At 72.8% G+C, this 18,627-nt stretch carries 21 protein-coding genes; 9 read left to right on the plus strand and 12 right to left on the minus strand.

The features are described from left to right. Window positions 1-20: 20 nt before the first annotated feature. Complete coding sequence (locus ACZ6TU_RS36170; protein ID WP_467672704.1) at window positions 21-968, minus strand: MurR/RpiR family transcriptional regulator; 948 nt, start codon at window positions 966-968, stop codon at window positions 21-23. Between the two features lie 55 nt (window positions 969-1,023). Here ACZ6TU_RS36170 and ACZ6TU_RS36175 point away from each other — a divergent pair, with 55 nt between their 5' ends. Further along, the gene (locus ACZ6TU_RS36175; RefSeq protein WP_467672706.1) at window positions 1,024-1,407 is read left to right on the plus strand and encodes a hypothetical protein; all 384 of its coding nucleotides are present in this window, start codon (window positions 1,024-1,026) and stop codon (window positions 1,405-1,407) included. After that, window positions 1,404-1,691, plus strand: coding sequence for a DUF4031 domain-containing protein (locus ACZ6TU_RS36180; protein ID WP_467672708.1), 288 nt, complete (start codon window positions 1,404-1,406; stop codon window positions 1,689-1,691). Before ACZ6TU_RS36175 ends, ACZ6TU_RS36180 begins: the two co-directional genes overlap by 4 nt. Here the strand turns inward: ACZ6TU_RS36180 and ACZ6TU_RS36185 are convergent. Together ACZ6TU_RS36185 and ACZ6TU_RS36190 are read right to left on the minus strand one after the other, a co-directional pair. Continuing rightward, window positions 1,664-2,740 (minus strand): GNAT family N-acetyltransferase, encoded by a 1,077-nt coding sequence (locus tag ACZ6TU_RS36185; protein WP_467672709.1) that lies wholly within the window; start codon window positions 2,738-2,740, stop codon window positions 1,664-1,666. The genes ACZ6TU_RS36180 and ACZ6TU_RS36185 overlap by 28 nt on opposite strands. 10 nt (window positions 2,741-2,750) lie before the next feature. Beyond that, window positions 2,751-3,413: an HD domain-containing protein gene (locus ACZ6TU_RS36190; protein WP_467672711.1), complete on the minus strand. Its 663-nt coding sequence runs from the start codon at window positions 3,411-3,413 to the stop codon at window positions 2,751-2,753. Window positions 3,414-3,460: 47 nt separating this feature from the next. On the opposite strand from ACZ6TU_RS36190, the gene ACZ6TU_RS36195 reads away from it, so the two are divergent. Together ACZ6TU_RS36195 and ACZ6TU_RS36200 are read left to right on the plus strand one after the other, a co-directional pair. Then, on the plus strand, window positions 3,461-4,141 hold the full coding sequence (locus ACZ6TU_RS36195; RefSeq protein WP_467672713.1) for a maleylpyruvate isomerase family mycothiol-dependent enzyme: 681 nt from the start codon (window positions 3,461-3,463) through the stop codon (window positions 4,139-4,141). Between the two features lie 111 nt (window positions 4,142-4,252). Beyond that, window positions 4,253-4,945, plus strand: coding sequence for a copper homeostasis protein CutC (locus tag ACZ6TU_RS36200; protein WP_467672715.1), 693 nt, complete (start codon window positions 4,253-4,255; stop codon window positions 4,943-4,945). 129 nt (window positions 4,946-5,074) lie between these two features. On the opposite strand, the gene ACZ6TU_RS36205 is transcribed toward ACZ6TU_RS36200, so the two are convergent. After that, the gene (locus tag ACZ6TU_RS36205; protein WP_467672717.1) at window positions 5,075-7,114 is read right to left on the minus strand and encodes a HelD family protein; all 2,040 of its coding nucleotides are present in this window, start codon (window positions 7,112-7,114) and stop codon (window positions 5,075-5,077) included. A 282-nt stretch (window positions 7,115-7,396) separates the two neighbouring features. Between ACZ6TU_RS36205 and ACZ6TU_RS36210 the strand changes: the two genes are divergently transcribed. Beyond that, on the plus strand, window positions 7,397-7,588 hold the full coding sequence (locus ACZ6TU_RS36210; RefSeq protein ID WP_467672719.1) for a hypothetical protein: 192 nt from the start codon (window positions 7,397-7,399) through the stop codon (window positions 7,586-7,588). Between the two features lie 33 nt (window positions 7,589-7,621). On the opposite strand, the gene ACZ6TU_RS36215 is transcribed toward ACZ6TU_RS36210, so the two are convergent. Beyond that, entirely contained in the window at window positions 7,622-9,265 is a 1,644-nt protein-coding gene (locus ACZ6TU_RS36215; RefSeq protein ID WP_467672721.1) for a DNA repair helicase XPB, read from the minus strand. 199 nt (window positions 9,266-9,464) lie between these two features. On the opposite strand from ACZ6TU_RS36215, the gene istB reads away from it, so the two are divergent. Beyond that, the gene (istB, locus tag ACZ6TU_RS36220) at window positions 9,465-10,709 is read left to right on the plus strand and encodes an IS21-like element helper ATPase IstB (RefSeq protein ID WP_469553045.1); all 1,245 of its coding nucleotides are present in this window, start codon (window positions 9,465-9,467) and stop codon (window positions 10,707-10,709) included. On the opposite strand, the gene ACZ6TU_RS36225 is transcribed toward istB, so the two are convergent. The 3 genes from ACZ6TU_RS36225 to ACZ6TU_RS36235 all read right to left on the minus strand — a co-directional run bounded on the left by ACZ6TU_RS36225 (window position 10,687) and on the right by ACZ6TU_RS36235 (window position 13,819). Next, window positions 10,687-10,878 carry a hypothetical protein gene (locus ACZ6TU_RS36225; protein ID WP_467672725.1) on the minus strand — a complete coding sequence of 64 codons (192 nt, stop codon included), beginning with the start codon at window positions 10,876-10,878 and terminating at the stop codon, window positions 10,687-10,689. The two genes, istB and ACZ6TU_RS36225, sit on opposite strands and share 23 nt — an antisense overlap. Before the next feature lie 100 nt (window positions 10,879-10,978). Next, window positions 10,979-11,110: a hypothetical protein gene (locus ACZ6TU_RS36230; protein ID WP_467672727.1), complete on the minus strand. Its 132-nt coding sequence runs from the start codon at window positions 11,108-11,110 to the stop codon at window positions 10,979-10,981. Window positions 11,111-11,284: 174 nt separating this feature from the next. Beyond that, the gene (locus ACZ6TU_RS36235) at window positions 11,285-13,819 is read right to left on the minus strand and encodes a helicase-associated domain-containing protein (RefSeq protein ID WP_467672729.1); all 2,535 of its coding nucleotides are present in this window, start codon (window positions 13,817-13,819) and stop codon (window positions 11,285-11,287) included. A gap of 155 nt (window positions 13,820-13,974) precedes the next feature. Between ACZ6TU_RS36235 and ACZ6TU_RS36240 the strand changes: the two genes are divergently transcribed. Together ACZ6TU_RS36240 and ACZ6TU_RS36245 are read left to right on the plus strand one after the other, a co-directional pair. Then, window positions 13,975-14,994 carry a hypothetical protein gene (locus ACZ6TU_RS36240; RefSeq protein ID WP_469553048.1) on the plus strand — a complete coding sequence of 340 codons (1,020 nt, stop codon included), beginning with the start codon at window positions 13,975-13,977 and terminating at the stop codon, window positions 14,992-14,994. A 77-nt stretch (window positions 14,995-15,071) separates the two neighbouring features. After that, window positions 15,072-15,695, plus strand: coding sequence for an HAD family hydrolase (locus ACZ6TU_RS36245; protein ID WP_467672733.1), 624 nt, complete (start codon window positions 15,072-15,074; stop codon window positions 15,693-15,695). Here the strand turns inward: ACZ6TU_RS36245 and ACZ6TU_RS36250 are convergent. After that, window positions 15,674-15,922 (minus strand): hypothetical protein, encoded by a 249-nt coding sequence (locus tag ACZ6TU_RS36250; protein WP_467672735.1) that lies wholly within the window; start codon window positions 15,920-15,922, stop codon window positions 15,674-15,676. The genes ACZ6TU_RS36245 and ACZ6TU_RS36250 overlap by 22 nt on opposite strands. A 164-nt stretch (window positions 15,923-16,086) precedes the next feature. Between ACZ6TU_RS36250 and ACZ6TU_RS36255 the strand changes: the two genes are divergently transcribed. Further along, the gene (locus ACZ6TU_RS36255; protein WP_010035896.1) at window positions 16,087-16,470 is read left to right on the plus strand and encodes a cold-shock protein; all 384 of its coding nucleotides are present in this window, start codon (window positions 16,087-16,089) and stop codon (window positions 16,468-16,470) included. A gap of 5 nt (window positions 16,471-16,475) precedes the next feature. Here ACZ6TU_RS36255 and ACZ6TU_RS36260 read toward each other — a convergent pair whose 3' ends face one another. The 3 genes from ACZ6TU_RS36260 to ACZ6TU_RS36270 are packed head-to-tail and all read right to left on the minus strand — an operon-like array spanning window position 16,476 to window position 18,593. Continuing rightward, a complete protein-coding gene (locus ACZ6TU_RS36260; protein WP_469553050.1) occupies window positions 16,476-17,324 on the minus strand; it encodes a 1,4-dihydroxy-6-naphthoate synthase in 849 nt (282 codons plus the stop codon). Then, window positions 17,314-18,150, minus strand: a complete 837-nt coding sequence (locus ACZ6TU_RS36265) for a futalosine hydrolase (RefSeq protein ID WP_469553053.1) — start codon at window positions 18,148-18,150, stop codon at window positions 17,314-17,316. The genes ACZ6TU_RS36260 and ACZ6TU_RS36265 overlap by 11 nt, the downstream gene beginning before the upstream one ends. After that, window positions 18,120-18,593 carry a DUF2771 domain-containing protein gene (locus ACZ6TU_RS36270; protein WP_467672741.1) on the minus strand — a complete coding sequence of 158 codons (474 nt, stop codon included), beginning with the start codon at window positions 18,591-18,593 and terminating at the stop codon, window positions 18,120-18,122. Before ACZ6TU_RS36270 ends, ACZ6TU_RS36265 begins: the two co-directional genes overlap by 31 nt. Between the last annotated feature and the right edge of the window lie 34 nt (window positions 18,594-18,627).

Genomic DNA, 18,627 nt, shown 5'->3' on the forward strand with positions numbered 1-18,627 from the left:
CGGTGCTGGCCGGGGCTGGCTCAGGAACGATGCCGGTGGGCCAGCGCCTCGTACGACGCGGAGAGCGCCGGCGCCGCCGTCTCGTACGTCCGCTGCGCCACCCCCACGAACAGGCAGTCCACCACAAGAAGCTGACCGGTCCGGGACGACATCGCCGCGGGACGCAGCTCGCTCTCCCGGGCAGTGGACGTGGTGAGGACGTGGTCGGCGTACTGCGAGACCGGGCCGTCGGGGCGGCCGGTGATCGCCACCGTGGTCGCCCCGCGCTCGAAGGCGACCCGCAGCGGCTCGATGACGTCGCCCGTCGACCCGGAGTGCGTGATGGCGATCGCGACGTCGCCCGCGCGCAGTTGCACGGCGTTGGTGACGGCCAGGTGCGGGTCGCTGTGGGCGTGCGCCACCAGTCCTATGCGCAGGAGCTTCTGGGTGAGGTCCTGGGCGACCAGCCCGGACGCCCCGACGCCGTACACGTCCGTGCGGCGGGCGCTGGTCAGCGCGGTGACCGCCGCGCCCAGCTGGACGGTGTCGAGGCCGGCGGCGGTGTCGGCGAGGGTCTGCTGCTCGTCGTAGGCGAGCTTCGCGACCACGTCGGCGATCGGGTCGTCGACCGCGATGTCCGTGGTGATGGCGGGGGCGCGGCCGGACTGCTGCTGGGCGGCGAGGCCGGCGAGGGCCAGGCGAAGGTCCCGGTAACCCGGATAGCCCAGCAGCCGGGCGGTGCGTACGACGGTCGCCTCGCTGGTGCCGGTGAGTTCGGCGAGACCGGTGACCGTGAGGGCCGCGCAGCCGGCCGGGTCGCCCGCGACGGCCTCGGCCACGCGCTGCATGGAACGCGTCATCGACGGGCCCAGCGTGCGGACCTTGGCCGCGAGGGCGGCGGGGGCCGGTGGGGTGCCGAGCGTGCCGGCCATGGCACCCGTGCCGCCGCTGCGTTCACCGGAGAAACTTTCCTTCACTCTTCGGGTCACATCTGAAAGATATTTTCGGCTCGGCGTTGTGGTCAAGAGTGCGCACAATGGGGGCATGGACCCCATCAACCCCCTGGAGCAGGCGCTGCACGCCGCGCGCGCCCTCGTGCTGGCCGACCTCGTCGCGGGACGCGTCGCCGAGGCGGACGTCGTGTCCCTGGTCGAGGAGTCCGTCGTGCAGCGGCGGTGGTGGGTCGAGCAGTGGCCGGAGGGTGCACAGTACGTGGCCGGTCTGGTCGCGCAGGACGTGCAGGACGCCCTGCTGGAGCGCTACGGCCGCTGGCCGCTGTGCCCGGTGTGCGGCACCGGCGACCCGCACGCGCTGGACGTGGAACCGGTGTTGGGGCCCGACCCGCACTGGGTGTGCAGCGAGGCGGGCGTGAAGGTCGCGGCGCTGGGATCGCTGGGCGAGGCTCTCGGCGGAGCGGCGCCCTCGTGACCGTCTACATCGACCCGCCGACCTGGCCCGGCCACGGCCGCATGTGGTCCCACCTGATCAGCGACGTCTCGTACGAGGAACTGCACACCTTCGCCGAACGCCTCGGCGTGCCCCGGCGCGCCTTCGAACGCGACCACTACGACATCCCCGCCCAGCGGTACGCGGACGCCGTGGACGCCGGGGCCGTGGAGGTCAGCAGCCGCGAGGTGGTGCGGCTGCTGCACGGGGCGGGGCTGCGGCGGCCGAAGGGGCGGGCTCAGTCGCGGGATTCGCGCAGTTCGTAGGTGACTTGCTCGGTGTCCTCCGCGACGGCCTTGAATCCGGCGCGGGCGAGGACGTTGTGCGAGGGCGTGTTGTCCCGCTCGACGTTCGCGACGACGGTCTGTACCTCGTCCCGGGACAGCGCCCACGCCGACAGCGCGCGCAGCGCCTCGGTGGCGTAACCGTGGCCACGGGCCGCTTCGACCAGGTCGTAGCCGACCTCCACCCGCCCCGACTCGTCCGGGACGCCGTGGAAGCCCATGGCGCCGAGCGCGCGGCCGTCCTCGCGCCGGACCAGGACGTACATGCCCCACTCCGGCCGGTGGACGCCGTCCTCGTACTGCTTGAACACCAGCCCGGCGCCCACCCGGGTGCCCTCGACCGGCCCGCCGTCGAGCCACTCGAAGCCGCCGTCACCGACCGAGGCCAGATCGTCGGCCGCCGCCGGGGTGACGCCCTGAAGAGTGAGGCGCTCGGCCGGGAGGACGAGGTTGTTGGACCAGCGCCACTCGGTGACCGGCGCGCGGCCGGGCAGGTCGCCCCGGCCGGTGGCCCACAGCAGGGTCCGCCAGGGGGTGGGGCCGGGCTGGACGTGCGGGAAGATCCGGGTGAGGACGAAGTCGCACAGCTCGGGGGCCGGTTCGTACGCCACGCCCAGGCCCTCGGCCATGTCGTGGGTGTGCAGCAGCACCTCGGCCGTGCCCATCGCGGCGAACCCCTCACGGTTGGCGCTGCGGAACGGATACGGGTGGAAGGCCCGGACCTCGCGCGGGGTGGTGCGGATCGCGGCGGCGAACAGGGCGCCCATGGTGTGGATCACCCGCAGCGCACCAGCGTTGTCCGTTCCCTCCTCCAGTGAGATCTCGAACGGCGTGTACCCCTCGGGCTCGCGCCCCGCGAGCTGCCCCGCGTACCCGATGAGGTCCTCGGCGATGTGCACCGCCGTCTCCCGGCAGCTCCACTCCAGCCGCCCGGCGCGCACCGCCTCCCAGTCCCGGTCGGTGACCGCCCCCAGCAGGCCCACGCACTCGGCGACGGCCTGTTCCACCTGTTCCGCACCCGTTGTCCACATGCCGGGCAGGCTACGAGGCGTCGTCGGGTGGAAGCGACAGCATTTCCAGCTCGGCGGTGAGGTTGTAGCGGGCCGTCGCCTCCCACTCCGACGCTCCGTACGGCGTCCTGAACAGCCTCGGCAGGTCGAGGAGTTGGCGCAGGATCGCCGCGCGGCCCGTGCGGAAGGCGTCGTTCGGGACGAAGTGGTACTCCTCGCGGACGGCGGCGGTGTAGGCGGCGTACGCCGACGGGGGCGAGGCGAGGATCGCCAGGTCGGCGTCGCACAGGACCTGGCCGTCGGGGTCGTCGTCGGCGGGGTCGTGGCCGACGGTGAGGCGCACCAGACGGGCCACCTCGGCGGTCCGGGCGGCGGACACGCCGGCCTCGGGGAGGGCGCGCTCGGCGAGGCGGGCGGAGCGTTCCTCGTTCTCGGAGCGGTCGGGGAGGTAGACGGCGTCGTGGAACCAGGCGGCCAGCCGGACCACGTCCGGGTCGTGCGCGTACGTCTCCAGTACGTCGATGTGGTCCAGGACCGCCGTGAGGTGCCCGACCGTGTGGTAGCGGCGCTGGGGCTCCTGCCAGCGCCCGAGCAGGTCGTCGGCGTACAGGACCGGGTCCGGGCCGGCGGCCGGGCCCCGGGCCGCTTCCAGGGTGCGGACGAAGCGGGCGCGGAGGGCGTCGAGATCGGCCATGGCGGCATTCTCCCGCTGAACGGGACGTGGGACCTAGCGTGGGTCCTATGACGACTCCTGCTGATGTGCACGACGTACGGGACCCCGAGCAGCCCGGGCGGCTGCTGACGATCGAGCGTGACGCGCTGATTCCGCTGCTGCGGGGCAGGGCCGACGAGGACTTCGCGCGGTCCGTCGCCGCGTGTCCGGGCTGGTCGGTGCGAGACGTGCTGGCGCACTGCTCGGCCGCCCTGACGCGGGTGGCGGAGGGCAGGTTCGAGCCGGGCGTGTTCTCGCCCGAGTCGAACGACCGGGACATCGCCGAGCGGGACGGCTGGAGCAACGCGCGGGTGGTCGACGAGCTGGAGCGCGGGATGACCGAGGCCGGGTCGGTGATCGCCCGGGCGGACGGGAAACTGGACGGTCTCGCGCTGGGGGAGTGGGTGCACGCCGGGGACGTGCGCGAGGCCTTCGGCGAGCCCGGGGCGTACGGCGGGGCCGGGCTGCCGGACGCGCTGGCGCTGCTCGCCCGGATCACTCGCGAGCGGGGCCACGTGCCCCTGCACGCCGACCTCGACGACCTGGACGAACCGCTGCGACTCGGGGAGAGCGGCGGGGAACGGCCCCCGGGGCGCTTCATCGGGGACGGGCCGACGCTGGTGCGGCTGTACACGGGGCGGCCGGTCGACGGGGCGCCCGCGTTCGAGCTGGTCGGGGTGGAGGCGAAGGACCTGAACATCTTCGGATGAGGGGTTCCGGGCCCGGCAGGGTGCTTGGGATTCGGCGGGAGCGGGCAGCGTAGTCTTTGATTGGACTAGACCTGTCGCCGAACGCCGACGCCATGCCGACGAAGGGGCCCCATGAGCAAGCGTGCAGTCCTGGAGGTGATCGCCCTCGGTGTCGAGGACGCGGTCGCCGCCCAGGCCGGAGGCGCGGACCGCCTGGAGCTGGTCACCGACATGGCGGCCGACGGACTCACCCCGCCGGCCGCCACCGTCGCCGGGATCCGCCGTGCCGTCGACATCTCGCTGCGGGTGATGCTGCGGCTCGCCGACGGCTTCGCGGCCGGGGATGTCGACCGGCTGGTCGGCGTGGCCGCCGGCCTGCGGGAGGCCGGGGCAGAGGAGTTCGTGCTCGGGTTCCTCGATGCGGAGGGCGAGGTGGACCTGGCGGCGGTGGAGCGTGTTGTCGGCGTGCTGGACGGCTGCCCCTGGACCTTCCACCGGGCCATCGACCGGGCCGCCGACCGGGACGCCCTGCGCAAGCAGCTGGACGGGATGCCGGGGCTGGACACGTACCTGACGGCCGGGTCGGCGGGTGGGGTCGATGACGGGCTTGCTGTGCTGCTCGCGGAGGCCGGGCGGGCCGGGGAGCCGGGGTATGAGCAGCGGTTGCTGGTGGGGGGTGGGTTGCGGTTGGAGCATGTGCCGGTGTTGCGGGGGGCGGGGGTGGATGCGTTTCACATCGGTGGGGCGGTACGGCCGGGGGGCTGGGGGGAGCCGGTGGCGGTGGGGGCGGTGGCTGAGTGGCGGGCTGCGGTGGACGCTGCCTGACAGGCAGAGGGCTGTCGTGGCTGGGAGCGGGTGGGGGCGCGGCTCGGCGCTACGAGGTCCCGCTGCGCCCACCCGTGCCGCCCCTGGCGGCACGACTGCCCGCCGCTACGTCGGCACGACTGCCCGCCGCTAGGCCAGTTGCGGCGGCAGCGGCGCCGTATGCGTCACCGTCAACCCCGACACCGCTCGTGTCAGCGCCACGTACAGGCGCCGCAGACCAGTCCGTTCGTCCGGCTCGCCGTCGACCACGGCCTGGGGCTCGTCCAGGACGACGTAGTCGTACTCCAGACCCTTCGCGAGCGACGCCGGGACCAGGGTCAGGCGGGTCTCCTGGGTCGTCTCCTCGCCCGGGGCGAGGTACGGGATCCCGGCCTCCGCCAGAGCCCGCGCCAGCTCCGGGATCCGGGCGTCCGCCGCGATCAGGCCGGTCGAGCCCTCGTGGCGCAGCGACTCGCGGCAGGCGTGGACCACGTCGGCGGTGCCGGTGACCTCCCGGACCTCGAAGTGGCCCGGGTTCTCACGGATCGACACGACCGGCGTGAGCCCCGGCGCGATGTGCGGGAGCAGCCGGGAGGCGTAGGTGATGACGTCCGTCGGCACGCGGAAACCGGCCGTCAGTTCCTCCACCAGCGCGTCCGGCTTGCCCAGGTGGGCCAGCGCCTCCTGCCAGCCGCGGGTCGCCCACGGTGTGGTGCCCTGCGCCAGGTCGCCGAGGACCGTCGCACTGCCGGTCGTGCAGCGGCGGCCGACCGCGCGGTACTGCATGGGGGAGAGGTCCTGCGCCTCGTCGAGGACGACATGGCCGAGGGAGTGCGTGCGCTGGATCAAATCGGTGGCCTCGTCGATGAGGACGGCGTCGGCGGCCGACCACTGGGCGGACTTGACGCTGCGCGCCGGTTTCGCCCACAGCACCGCCTTCCGCTCCTCCTCGTCGAGAATTCCCTCCGCGTGCTCGGCGAGGAAGTCCGCGTCCGACAGCAGGCGCAGCACCAGCTTCGCCGGGTCGACGGCCGGCCAGACCGCCTTGACCGCCGCCTTGACCGCGCTGTTGCGGGCCACCGCGTCCTGCACCCGGTCGTCCGGTGCCTCCCCCGACCGCTCCATCTGCACGAGCACGGCGTGCGCGATGCGCTGCGGCAGGGCCTCGCGGGCGGCACCGTAGCGGATGTCGCGGTCGAGCAACTCGCGGACGATGTCCTCCAGTTCGTACGCCGCCACGCGCCACCGGCGAGAGCCGCGCACGACCACGACCGGCTCGGTGGGCATCGTGACGTGCGAGTAGAGGGCCCTGCGCAGCACCTGCGCCATGCGGGCGTCACCCTTGACGACCGCGGCCGTCGCGTCGTCCGTCCCCTTGATCTCGACGTGGGCCACCAGGTCCTCGACGGTGGCCTGCTGGACGGTCAACTCGCCGAGTGCGGGCAGCACTTGCTCGATGTAGTGCAGGAAGGACCGGTTCGGTCCGACGACGAGCGTGCCGGTGCGGGCGAGGCGCTCGCGGTGGGCGTAGAGGAGGTAGGCGACCCGGTGCAGGCCGACGGCGGTCTTCCCGGTGCCCGGGCCGCCCTGCACGCACACCGTGCCGGAGAGTCCCGACCGGACGATCTCGTCCTGCTCGGGCTGGATCGTCGCGACGATGTCCCGCATCGGGCCGACGCGCGGACGCTCGATCTCCTGCTGGAGGAGCTTGCTGGTCCGCGCCGCCTCGGCCGGGTCCGACAGGTGCTCGTCCTCGTACGCGGTGAGGTCGCCGCCGGTGTAGCCGAAGCGGCGGCGCAGCGCGATGTCCATCGGGTCCTTCTTGGAGGCCCGGTAGAACGGCTGCGAGACCGGCGCGCGCCAGTCGATGACCATCGGGTCGCCGTCGTGGTCGTGCACATGCCGCCGCCCGATGTAGAAGCGCTCCCCTTCCGCCCCTTCCGCCTCCGCGGCGCCGGGTGCGTGCAGATAGTCGAGCCGACCGAAGAACAGCGGGGTGTCGCTGAGGTCGGCCAGGGCTTTGACGCGCTCCTCGATCTGGTGGGCCAGCACCTCGGCGTTGACCCAGTTCGCGGTGACGTCGCTGATGTCGAGGGCCTCGACGTCCTCGCGCATGGCACGCAGGGCGGAACGGGACGCGGCGAGGTGGGAGCGCTCACGGGAGAGCGGGTCGTCGACGGGCGTGGACAAGGGGGTGCCTCCGGAGGACCTGCTGAAGGGACGGCGGTGAGATGCCGGCCGGTTTCCGTCCGGTCGGCGGCACTCCGTGAGGGAGGCGGGCAAGAGCGGAGATCCTAGAGGAACGGGGGAGGCGACCGCCAACGGTTTTCCCGTCCCCTGTTCCTCATCCCCTAGGGGATGAGCCCCTCCTCCCTGAGGGGCAGGGGTCGGTCCGCAGGCGTACGTGCGGAGTACGCGGGTTCGGTCCTCAGGCCGACGCGGACTTTACGTGCGGAAACGCACCATGGAGACATGAGCGCAGCAACCTTCTCCCCCGCCCCGGCGCAGGGCCGCCCGCCCGGCGCCACCGCTATGGCAGGCAGCGACCACCGTCATCTCCTCGGCGGTGCCCTGCGCGCCGTCAAGGTGTTCGCAGGTGCCGCCTTCGACGTGATCATCCTCGGCCAGTACGGCGAGGAAGTGGGCGTGGTCCGCCGCAAGTGAGCGGCCCCGCCGCACACGAGCAGCCGCCCGGCCTCAGCTCTCCGCGAGCAGCTCGTCCGCGTCCATGATCCGGTACGCGTACCCCTGCTCCGCCAGGAAGCGCTGGCGGTGCGCGGCGAAGTCCTGGTCGATGGTGTCCCGGGCGACCACCGAGTAGAAGTGGGCCTGGTGACCGTCGGACTTCGGGCGGAGCACGCGGCCCAGCCGCTGGGCCTCCTCCTGGCGCGACCCGAACGTGCCGGACACCTGGATCGCGACCGTCGCCTCCGGCAGGTCGATCGAGAAGTTCGCGACCTTCGACACGACGAGCACGCTGATCTCGCCCTCCCGGAAGGCGTCGAACAGCTTCTCCCGCTGCGCGTTCGACGTCTCGCCCTTGATCACGGGCGCGCCGAGGTGCTCACCCAGCTCGTCGAGCTGGTCGATGTACTGGCCGATGACGAGGATCTGCTGCCCGGCGAAGCGGCGGACGATCGCCTCCGTGACCTTCCGCTTGGTGTCCGTCGTCGCACAGAAGCGGTACTTCTCCTCCGCCTCGGCCGTGGCGTACGCGAGTCGCTCCGCGTCCGTCAGATTGACCCGGACCTCCACGCAGTCGGCGGGCGCGATGTAGCCCTGCGCCTCGATCTCCTTCCAGGGCGCGTCGAACCGCTTGGGCCCGATCAGGGAGAACACGTCCGACTCGCGCCCGTCCTCACGCACCAGCGTGGCCGTGAGACCCAGCCGCCGCCGCGCCTGGAGATCCGCCGTGAACTTGAACACCGGCGCCGGCAGCAGATGCACCTCGTCGTAGACGATCAGACCCCAGTCCCGGGAGTCGAACAGCTCCAGGTGCGGATAGACGCCCTTCCGCTTGGTCGTCAGCACCTGGTACGTGGCGATCGTGACGGGTCGGATCTCCTTCCTTGTCCCGCTGTACTCGCCGATCTCGTCCTCGGTGAGCGACGTCCGCCGCACCAGCTCGTGCTTCCACTGCCGGGCGGAGACCGTGTTCGTGACGAGGATCAGGGTCGTGGACTTCGCCTGCGCCATCGACCCGGCGCCGACCAGCGTCTTGCCCGCGCCACAGGGCAGGACGACCACGCCCGACCCGCCGTGCCAGAAGTTCTCCACCGCCTGCTTCTGGTACGGCCGCAGCGCCCAGCCGTCCTCGGCCAGCTCGATCGCGTGTGCCTCGCCGTCGACGTACCCGGCGAGGTCCTCGGCCGGCCAGCCCAGCTTCAGCAGCGTCTGCTTGATCTGCCCCCGCTCGGAGGGGTGCACGACGACCGTGTCGGGGTCGATGCGGGCGCCGACCAGCGGCGCGATCCGCTTCGACTTCAGGACCTCCTCCAGCACCGGACGGTCGGTGGTGGTCAGGACCAGCCCGTGCGCCGGGTGCTTGGACAGCGTGAGCCGCCCGTAGCGGTCCATCGTCTCGGCGATGTCGACCAGCAGCGCGTGCGGCACCGGGTAGCGGCTGTACTGCACCAGCGCGTCCACGACCTGCTCGGCGTCATGGCCCGCCGCCCGGGCGTTCCACAGGCCCAGCGGGGTCACGCGGTAGGTGTGGATGTGCTCCGGCGCTCGCTCCAGCTCCGCGAACGGGGCGATGGCCCGACGGCAGTCGTCGGCCTGCTCGTGGTCGACTTCCAGGAGCAGGGTCTTGTCGGACTGGACGATCAGCGGACCATTCACGCGTGGCACCCTTTCCCACGGCCGGACGGCTCGGACGGCTCGAACGACTCGGCCAAACGTCCAGTGTGCCTGATCGTCGCCGTCCGGAGGGTGTGATCTGCGCGGGACCTGACCGGCTCCGGTCCTACTGAATGCCTTTTCATCCCAACGTGTGGTGTGAATTCAGTTTTTCCATGGCGGCCCCGAAGAATGGCGAACCGTGCGGAACCCAACGACCACCACGCTCGGATACGCCCTGTTCGCCACCCGCTGGCTCCAGGCCCCGCTGTACTTCGGGCTGGTGGCCGCCCAGGGCGTCTACGTCTACAAGTTCTTCAAGGAGCTCTGGACCTTAATCCAGATGTGCGTAGGCGGACACGCCACCGAGACGTACGTGATGCTCGCGGTGCTCAAGCTGGTCGACGTCGTCATGATCGCGAACCTGCTGATCATGGTGATCGTCGGCGGCTACGAGACCTTCGTCTCGCGCATCGGCCTCCAGGGCCACCGTGACCAGCCCGAATGGCTCTCGCACGTCAACTCCAACGTGCTGAAGGTCAAGCTCGCCACGGCGATCGTGGGCATCTCCTCGGTCCATCTGCTCCAGATGTTCGTGGACGTCCACCACACCTCCCGCCACGCCCTGCTCTGGGGCACGACCATCCACATGGCGTTCATCGTCTCGGCGGCGATCCTCGCCTACATGTCGGGGCCGATGGCCGCGCACGGGGACCGCGGACATGCCGAGCGCCCGCAGGCCGGGCCCGCGCCGGCGAGGCCTCCCCAGGCGGAGCAGGACCACGGGGACCAGCGGCACGGGAACGCGGAACAGGAGGCACCGCCGGCCACGCCCGCCGTTCCCCGGCAGCCGGCCCCGGACGCGGACGCCGAGGCCCGGATCCGCGCGGCCGGCTTCCCGGCCCGCAAGCTCCTGGAGGACTTCGACCAGGAGCACCCCCGGGGCTTCGACCGGGAGGCCGTGGCCCGGCTCGGCAAGGCGGACTTCGTCGCCGCCCGGCGCAACGTGGTCCTCGTCGGCCCGCCCGGCACCGGCAAGACCCACCTCGCCATCGGCCTCGCCGTGCGCGCCTGCCAGGCCGGGCACCGGGTGCTGTTCGCGACCGCCGCCGAGTGGGCCGCCCGGCTCTCAGACGCCCGGGCCGCGGGCCGGCTCGAAGCGGAGCTGGCCGCTCTCGACGAACACCCCCTCCTGATCGTCGACGAGGTCGGCTACACGCCCTTCGACGCGGCGACCGCCGGCCTGTTCTTCCAGTTGGTGGCGCACCGCTACGAGCGTGCCTCGCTGATCGTCACCAGCGACCGCCCGCTCGGCCGCTGGGACGAGGTCTTCGGCGGCGCCTCCACCGCGGCGATGGTGGACCGCCTCGCCCATCACGCCGAGATCGTCCGGCTGGACGGGGACAGCTACCGGACGCGCCGCGTTACTTCAGCGTGGGCAGATTGACGTTGTTGATCAGCGGCCCTTCGACGCCGACCCCCTCGGAGACCAGGGGCTCGGCGCCGGCGGCCGGCAGGGGCAGCGGCAGCGCGGGCGGGGCCGCGGCGGCTGAGGGCGCGAGCACGCCCACGAGTGCGACGGCGCAGAGAGCGACGGCGGGGAGCTTTTCACGCATGGGGACGACAGGGCCTTTCACGTACCGGGAGACGAGGGACACCCCACCGTGGGCCGGCCCGGGGACACCGGGGCCGGCCCATGGGTGCGCGGGGGGCGGATCAGACCTGCGGTGTCTCGACGACGAGGCCGGCGACATCGATGCCCACCGCGGCGGCCGGAGTGGCCAGCCCCCCGAACGTCATCAGGGCGGCGGTGGCCAGGACGGCGGCGACTCGACGAACAGCGCGCATGCTGGGACTTCCTTTCGGCAAGGCTCACAGGACACCCGGTGGCTGCCCCCGCGCGAACGGCGGAATGCGGCCCGCCCGGCGATGTCCCCCAAGGGTGGGAAATCCCCGGCGTGGCGTGCATGAACGCCGGCGTGCACCCGAACGGGTGAGACGACGCCCAGGCAGAACCGGCCGTCAGCCCGCGTCGTCGGCGAGCTCCGCGACCCCGGTGATCCGGTGCAGCGGGTACGTACGGACCTCGTCCGCCGTGTGGTCGTACGCCGTGACGAAGCCGCCCTCGACGCGGATCGGGGCGATGACGCGCTGGCTGGCGGCGCCCTCGGCGTTGACGTAGCCGATCCACAGGGCCTCGCCGGTCAGGACGGCGGCCTGCATGGTGGCGAGGGTCTCGGCCGAACTGGTCCGGGGCAGTTCGCCGTTGACCTCCGGAGCCGTGCCGGGCTTGCGCGGGGTCGTGGAGGCGAGGTCCCCGGCCCGGATGGCGCGCAGTGCCGCCGTGAGGAGGGTGTCGTCAGGGACCGGCGGGCCGTCCGGCACCGGCTCGGGAGCCGTACGGGGCGGGGTGCGGTGCGAGTGCGCGCGGGTGATCAGCACATCGCCCTCGGCGGACTCGGCGGCCGGCGCGAACCCCATCGCCCGCAGGCCCTCCAGCAGCCCCGCCGGGCCGGTCTGCGCGGCCAGCACGGTCGGGGCGAGCCGGCGCAGCCCCAGGGCGGTGGCCCGCTTGTCGGCGAGGATCTCGTTGAGCACCGCGTCGTCGTCGCAGCGCACATACGCCGAGGCCGCCCCCACGCGCAGATGGCCGTGCCTGCGGGCCACGTCGTCGATCAGGTAGGTGAGCGGCTGCGGCACCGGCGTGCGGGAGTGCGCGGCGAGGAAGGCGTGCAGGTCCGAGGCGCTCTGCCCGGCGTCGAGGGCGCGCCGCACCGAGCCGGGCGTGAACCGGTAGACGGTGGCCCCGCCCTTGGACTCGACGTCCGCCAGCACGCCCAGCATGTCGGCGAGCGGTCGCCGCAGGGGCCCGGGCGCCACCGCCGTCAGGTCGGCCTGGAGCAGCACGTGGTCCAGCGGCTCGGGCAGCAGGGGCGTGAGAAGCCGGGCCGCGGCGGCGGAGGCGACGGCCTGTTCAGCGGGGGAGAGGGGGGTGAGGTGAGCGGGCCGGTGGTGGACCGGGAGCTTGTCCCCTGGACCGGAGGGCTCCGCTTCCGGGCTCTGCGCGGGAGCCGCGGGCGCACCCAGCAGGGCCCTGCCGTGGGCCGACAGAGCACCCCTGCCCGTGACGCCCAGCAGCTCCGCCTCGGACAGGGCCCACTGGGCGAGCCGGCTGCGCAGGTCGTCCTCCTGCTGGGCACCGCGCAGGGGACGCTCCCAGCGCAGCCGGGCCGGCACCGACTCGGCGGCCGGCGCGGCGCCCTCCGGCAGCCCGGCCAGCAGCGCCAGCACCCGGTGCCGTACCTCCGGCGCCGCCGAACGGTCCAGACCCGCCCCGAGCGCCGACAGCGTGCGGTCCTTCGCGTCCCGCCCGCCCACCAGCCCGGCCGTGCGGGTGGCCGCGAGCCACGCCGTGACCAGCCGCGACCAGCGCTCGGCGGGGGGCAGTTCCTGCCACTCGTCGTACGCCGGGGTCGCCGCGTACCGCTCGTCGGCCTCCCCGTCCGGGGCGATCAGGCCCGCCGCGTACGCCAGCTCCACCCAGAACGCGGCGACCGGCTCGGGCACGTCGAGGGCGACGGCGGTCCGCTTCAGGTCCCGCACACTCAGCCCGCCGGCCCGCAGCACCGCCGGCCCGCCCTCGTCCCAGTCCTTCAGCAGCTCCTCGACGGTCGCGAGCGCGGTGTACGCCTGCCCGGCCGCGGTGCTGTCCACAACCTGTGGATGGTGAACGGCGGCGGCCTCGACCGCCGGCGGCACCGGCTCCGGCGTCCGGTGCGCGAGCCCCCGCCGCAGGTGCAGGGCGACCTCGCGCGGCAGCACGACCGTCCCGGGCGCCGTCGGCAGCAGCAGCCCCCGGTCCAGCAGCCAGCGCAGCCGCGGCGCCGGATCGGCCGTGACCTGCCCGTACGGCGGCCCCCACACCAGCCGCTCCAGCACATCGAGGGAGTCGGCCGGGGCCTCGGCGAGCAGCGCGGCCATCCGGCCCCGGTCCGTGAACAGCTCGGTCAGGGCGGTCACCGCGGAGACCGAGTCGTGGGTCGAGGCCAGCCCGGCGGCTGTGACGATCTCCTGGATGCGCCCCGGGGACATCCCGGCGGTGGCCTCCTGGACCGTCGGACCGAGCCCCGTCGGCGAGGGGTGCTGCGGCGAGGGCGCGAGCAGCTCACGGGCCGTGCGGACCAGTCGCAGCCGGTCGTCGCCGCCCCAGACCAGAGCCTGCTCGCGCAGGATGCCCAGGGCGTGCGGCAGGGCCGCGACGACGGCCGGGTCGGCGTCGTCCCCGGCCATGAGCCCGAGCAGTTCGTCGTACGTCGCCGGATCCGACGCCACGGCCAGCGCCTCCGCCGTCTGGAGCGCGAAGCGGTCCAGCCGCTCCAGGGCCCGCACGACCGAGGCCCGGGTGCCGGCGCGGGTCGCGAGCTGCGTGAGGTCGGTGGGCACGGGTGTGATGAGATCCGGACGGCTGCGCAGGAGCGCGCCCAGCGAGACGTCGTCCCGCCCGCGGAGCGCTTCCGCGAGGGAACGGGGGGCCGGAGGCCTGTCCTCGGTGCTCATCCGGTCCACGGTAGCGGGTCGCCTCCGGCGGTCGGCCCGACTGCGCGCGGGTGGGCGGGGGCCGGTGCCGGGGCGGGCATGTGGGGCACCCGCTCGTACTCGCGGTACCGTCGACCGACGGCGTCAGCCAACGCACACGCCCCGGAGGGGACTTCGTGGGGATTGAGAGCGACCAGGTCGTTTACGAGTATCTGAGCCGCGTCGGAGACGTGGCCCAGCAGCGGCAGCTGTCGTCGGCAGCCCGCATGCGTCTGGTCGCGGACCTGCGCAACGAGATCGACCGGCGCCGCTCGAAGGCCACCGTCGACTCGCCCGCCGCCGTCCGCCGCATCCTGTCCCGCCTCGGCAGCCCCGACGAGGTCGTGGCGTCGGCCGCGGACGGCACGGGCAGCGGTGGTACGACGCAGAACGCCCCCGCGGCCGTGCCCGTACAGCGCGAGGCCCGCGAGCCGGACGAGCCGGGCGAGCGGCCGAAGGGGGTCCTGCGGCGCGTCGTGCCGCGTCCCCGCCCGGCCCGGCCGGCCGAGGAACCGCGTCCCGCCGCCGCCGAGGGCGCGGCCCCGCCGCACCTGGCCGCCGGGCACGAGCTCGGGGACAGCGCCGTCCAGCCGGACTGGTGGCGGGTGGACAGCAGCCCCTTCGGGGCGGGCGACGACGTGCCGGGCTTCGTGGGCGGCGTGGAGCTGCCGGACCTGCTGAAGCCGCCGAAGCCGAGGAAGCCGGAGCTGGAGAAGCCGGCGGCCGACGAGGAGACAGCGCCGGTTGCCGAGGCCGCCGGGGTGCCGGAGGAGACGGCCGGCAAGGCGAGCCGCCGGCGTCTCCCGCGCCTGCCCGCGGGCGGCTGGAGCAACCCGCTCCTCCTCGTCGCCGCCGGTCTCCTCGTCGCGGGCGCCGTACTCGGCAACTGGTTCGTGCTGATCCTCGGCTGGCTCATCGCCTACGCCTCACGCCGCCTGAGCCCGGCGGAGACGAAGTGGGCGGTCGTGATCCTCCCCGGCTTCTCCGTCGCGGCCGGCATTCTCTGGCTGTGGGGCAGGATGAACGACCGCTGGGGCACCCCGATCGTCGAGGGCCGGATGAACGACGCGGTGGCGGAGACCTGGCCGTGGGTGGTCAGGGGTGCGGCGGTGGCGTCGGCGTTGTTCCTGGTCTGGCGCTCACAGCGCCGGAGCTAGCGACGCCGGCGTCGGCACCGCCCCCACGCCGCCCGTCGCCCGGGTGGGACGTCTGCCGGTCGTACGGCCTGGGCACAATGGCCCATATGGCAATCACCGTCGGCTTCGACCTCGACATGACCCTCATCGACTCCCGCCCCGGCATCCGCGCCTGCTACCAGGCACTGTCCGAGCGGACGGGGACGTACATCGACGCCGATCTGGCGGTCACGCGGCTCGGACCGCCGCTGGCCGAGGAACTGATCAACTGGTTCCCGGCCGACGAGGTCGAGACCGTGGCCGACGTCTACCGGGAGATCTACCCGACCATCGCGATCGCCGCGACCCCGGCGCTGCCCGGCGCCCGCGAGGCCATCGCGGCCGTACGGGAGGCCGGCGGACGCGCGATAGTCGTCACCGCCAAGTACGAGCCCAACGCCAAATTGCACCTCGCCCACCTCGGCATCGAGCCCGACGCCGTCATCGGCGACCTGTGGGCCGAGCAGAAGGCGGAGGCGCTGCGCGAGCACGACGCGGGTGTCTACGTCGGCGACCACGTCGGGGACGTACGCGGCGCCCGGACGGCCGGCGCGCTGTCGGTCGCGGTGGCCACCGGCCCCTGCCCCCCGGAGGAACTGCGCGCGGCGGGCGCGGACGTCGTCCTCACCGACCTGACGGAATTCCCCGGGTGGTTTTCGGACTACCGTCCCGCACGCGCCTGACGCCGGCCCGCCGCAACGGAACGCAGCACTCCGGCACCGGCCATCAAGAATCCGACTGCCATGAGCATGCTCAGTCCGAACATATACGTCGGAAAGGGAGCCGTACCCAGCAACAGCGGGGCGACCGTGACCAGTGTGGCCACGGCGCCGATGAAGAAGACGACGGCTCCGGCACGGACCAGACGGTCACCGGGAGCGGCGGAATTCGTTTGGGTTTTGTCACGCACCCGACCAGGGTAGTTCCCAGCGCGAAGGAACAACCGGGTGACGTCTTGTCACCGGCCTGAAGAGCATTAGCCTTGGTACCGGCGGGTCCGTACGGCCCGCCCGAGTGCTATCAAGAGCCGTTTCCAGAAGCAGTTTTCCGACGAGTACGAGGACGAGGACAGACGTGCCTACCGGCAAGGTCAAGTGGTTCAACAGCGAGAAGGGCTTCGGCTTTCTCTCCCGCGACGACGGCGGTGACGTCTTCGTCCATTCCTCGGTCCTCCCCGCCGGAGTCGAGACGCTCAAGCCGGGACAGCGGGTGGAGTTCGGAGTCGTCGCCGGACAGCGCGGCGACCAGGCGCTGTCCCTGACGATCCTGGACCCGACACCGTCCGTCGCGGCGGCGACCCGCAAGAAGCCGGACGAGCTGGCCTCCATCGTCCAGGACCTGACGACTCTCCTGGAGAACATCACGCCGATGCTGGAGCGGGGCCGCTACCCCGAGAAGACCGCCGGCAAGAAGATCGCGGGCCTGCTGCGCGCGGTCGCCGACCAGCTGGACGTCTGAGCCGCTCACGGGAAACGCAGCGCGTTCGGGCCGAGGGGCGGCACCAGCCCCTCGGCCGCCGCGCGTGTCAGCAGTCCGCGCACGGCGGCGTAGCCGTCCTCGCCGAGGTCGGCGGTGAACTCGTTGACGTACAGCCCGATGTGCTGGTCGGCGACGGCCGGGTCCATCTCCTGGGCGTGCTCCATGACGTACGGCCGGGACGCCTCGGGGTCGTCCCAGGCGGCACGTACCGACGTCCGGATGGAGTCGGCGAGCAACCGCAGCCGCTGCTCGCCCAGCGACCGCTTGGCGATGATCGCGCCCAGCGGGATCGGCAGCCCGGTGGTGTTCTCCCAGTGCTCGCCCATGTCGGCGAGCTTGTGCAGGCCGTAGTCGCGGTACGTGAAGCGCGCCTCGTGGATGACGAGCCCCGCGTCGACCTTCCCGTCCCGCACGGCCGGCATGATCTCGTGGAACGGCATGACGACGATCTCGCCGACCCCGTCGCTCAGCGTGTCCGCGGCCCACAGCCGGAACAGCAGATAGGCGGTGGACTTCTCACTGGGCACGGCGACCGTGCGACCGGCGAGGTCGACGTCCGCCTCCCGCGTCAGCACCAGTGGCCCGCACCCCCGCCCCAGCGCACCCCCGCACGGCAGCAGGGCGTACTCGTCGAGGACGTACGGCAGCACGGCGTACGACACCTTCAGCACGTCGAATTCGCCACGCTCGGCCATGCCGTTGGTGATGTCGATGTCGGCGAAGGTCACGTCGAAGGCGGGGGCGCCGGGGACGCGGCCGTGGGCCAGGGCGTCGAAGACGAAGGTGTCGTTCGGGCAGGGGGAGTAGGCGATCTTCAGCTGCTCACTGGTCATGCCGGTTCCAACTCTCCAGTACGGGCACGAGCTTCCCGAAACCCTCGGTGAGGGCCGCCAGGGCGTCGGGGATGCGCCAGGCGGCGCGGTCGCGCGGCCCGACGGGATTGGAGATCGCCCGGACCTCCAGCACGGGCACCCCGTGCGCGGCGGCGGCCTCGGCCACACCGAAGCCCTCCATGGCCTCGGCGAGGGCTGTGGGGTGACGTTCGCGGAGCACAGTGGCTCTGGCGGCGGTCCCGGTCACGGTGGAGACGGTGAGCACGGCCCCGGTACGGGCCCCGACGGCGTCGGCGACCAGCCGTACGAGGTCCTCGGGCGGATGGTGACGTACGGTCCCGAACCCGAGTTCCGTGACCGGCAGATACCCGTCCTCGGTCTCGGCCCCCAGATCGGCCGCGACGATCTCATCGGCGACGACGAGCGAGCCCACGCTCGCCTCGGGCTGAAAACCCCCGCCGATCCCTGCGGAGACGACGAGGTCGTAGGGCTCGCCCTGGAGGGCGGCGGTGGTGAGGGCGGAAGCGGTGGAAGCGGCGGCGAGGGCGGGCCCTACACCGGCAGCGATCACCTGGAGCTCGAGCGCACCACCGTGGGCAGTCGTTCCGCTGGGGCGATGGGGGTCCCCCCTGCTCGAGCGAAGCCGAGAGCTTGGGGGAGGGTGGGCACCGCCTGCAACGCCGAGTGCCGTCTCATCGGACCCCAGGGACAGCGCCCCGAAGGCCGAAGCCACCGCGTCCCTCTCCACAGGAACCGCGGTGGCGACAAGCACCCTGCCCAGCCCAGCGGCAGCGATTACGCGTCCTTCTCCAGCTTGAAGTTCCACAGCCCCGACGTGTCCTTCTCGCCCTCCTTGATGGACACCAGCGTCGAGTTGCCCTGCGCCCCGTACTGGGCGTTGAAGAACACGCTGCCCGGAATGGTGCGGTACGTCTTCGTGCTGGAGTCGGTCAGCGGCTGACCGTTCATCAGGATCGTCCAGCCCTTGTCCGCGATCTCCGGGTCGACACCGAAGCGCACGGTCTCGTCCGGGTCGACGGAGATGGTCTTGACGCCCTTGTCCTTCAGGCACTGCGTGAGGTCGGACGGCTTCAGGGCGTCGCCCTCGCCGCCACACGTGGCCTCGGAGTTCACCGAGTCGTGGCCCACGGTGACCGTGGCCATCGGCGTCGGCTTGTCACAGGCCGAGAGGACGAGCAGTCCGGCGGATACGACGCCGGCGGCGGCGACGGCGCGGCGGCGTCGCACAGCGGATTGCAGCGTGGTCATGGGCGAAGGCTATCTGGCCTGCCGGTCGGACCGC

Source organism: Streptomyces sp. NPDC052064 (assembly GCF_055585925.1).